This is a genomic window from Bacillus sp. P4_D3 (genome assembly GCF_056401855.1).
The window spans coordinates 1-1,478 of record NZ_JBFUIN010000744.1 but is presented as its reverse complement, the minus strand read 5'-3'; the positions used below and the strand labels follow the sequence as shown (position 1 = coordinate 1,478).

General features: G+C 32.4%; 2 protein-coding genes and 1 pseudogene. 1 reads left to right on the top strand and 2 read right to left on the bottom strand.

Going from position 1 to position 1,478, the window contains the following annotated elements; genetic code table 11:
* Positions 1–555 precede the first annotated feature (555 nt).
* Positions 556–906, bottom strand: coding sequence for a hypothetical protein (locus AC1DTM_RS26220; RefSeq protein ID WP_199715321.1), 351 nt, complete (start codon positions 904–906; stop codon positions 556–558).
* 144 nt (positions 907–1,050) lie between these two features.
* Positions 1,051–1,152 (bottom strand): annotated as a pseudogene (locus tag AC1DTM_RS26215) (phage terminase small subunit-related protein); the annotation flags it as partial.
* 109 nt (positions 1,153–1,261) lie between these two features.
* Here AC1DTM_RS26215 and AC1DTM_RS26210 point away from each other — a divergent pair.
* Positions 1,262–1,465: a hypothetical protein gene (locus AC1DTM_RS26210; RefSeq protein WP_082187223.1), complete on the top strand. Its 204-nt coding sequence runs from the start codon at positions 1,262–1,264 to the stop codon at positions 1,463–1,465.
* The last annotated feature ends 13 nt before the right edge of the window (positions 1,466–1,478 follow it).

Genomic DNA, 1,478 nt, shown 5'->3' with positions numbered 1-1,478 from the left:
TTTACATTTCAAGATTTGATAGTATTTTGCTAGATCGAACATACAAAGATGAGGAAAAACAAGCAACTTTTCTTTTAATAGCGAAATATGACGGTCTTACAAACGATTAGAGATAGTCTTATATCAACTGTAAGCAGACTGCATGAAGCCATAGTGAAAGAAGTGATTATTAAATATCAAAAACCCTCTTGCAAGTTGTCAAACGGCACCCGCTTACCTAATCACAATGATCACGTTTAGTTAGAAAGAAATATTGTTTTCTACTATTATGAGACTCTATATACATTCTAAAAAAGGAACTATTGCTACGTCAGCGAATAGTAACTTAAATAATAAAATGTCGAATTTATCAGAATTTTGTATTTTTTTGTTGTTTTATTTTAATTTAAATGTTAAACTAACAATTACAAAGAGAGAGTGAACAAAAAACCCTTTAGTGATAATTTTCTGAATAGTAAGTTTTCTGAGTCGATTAACCTTGCTTTATTGACATGTTTGTGTATCACACCCTCCACTCTTTCTTTGTTGTATCCTATAGAAAAAACCAACTTGTCCTTATCCAAGTTGGTTTTTTCTATAAAAATTTAATTCATTGTTTATGATAGTTGAAATATTGACACTCCCATAACTAAAGCTATAAACCCTATTCCTTACGGGATAACGAGTGGGCTTCTTGATTAAAAACCAACTTCCAAATCCCTCCAAGAAAACGAGCTTTTGTTCTAAACTTCCTTCACCTTCATTTTGAATCCATTCATCAGTGCTGCTAATCCAAATTCTTCCTTTATAATAATCGAATTCACCACATGTATGCATTATTACTTTATCTAGAAACCACTCTGGTCTATTATCTATACCGTACCCAAAAGCTTCAATAACAACCGGTTTCTTTCTATACCCAGCCACTACCATCATCCTTCGTATTCAAATGTCCATTTTGTTCAATAAAAAAAGCACCCATGTTGGATGCTTTTTTCGTTTTATTTCATACCTCCTTTCCCTCTTAGAAAACCATCCAAGCAGTTAGCTCTTGCTAGCTGCTCTTTTGTTTAAATCAAGTTTCTTTGCAATCTCAACAAGCTTCTTCTCACCTTTACTAGCTTTATATATATCAAATGCTTTGTCACGATCTGGGCTTCGTTGCCTAGCCATATTCACCACCTCGCGGTAATTCCTTCAAATATTTTTAATTCTTTTGTAAATCCATTTATTTAAATGTATAATTATATTAAAGTCAACTTTTAGAATTGAGGTGTCAATCATGCGAAGTTTGGGGTCATTAATGATTTCTACTATATGCTCAGTAATTCTTGTAATTTGGAACTCCTACTCCTTCTATGATAAATTCACAACTGGAAATACATATTATTGGATTAGCGGCATCATAGGTATAATATTCCTTCTATTCTTTATCGGAAACATGCGAGATATCATAAAGAAAAACTATAGAACTTCAACGGACTAGGAGCGAATACATA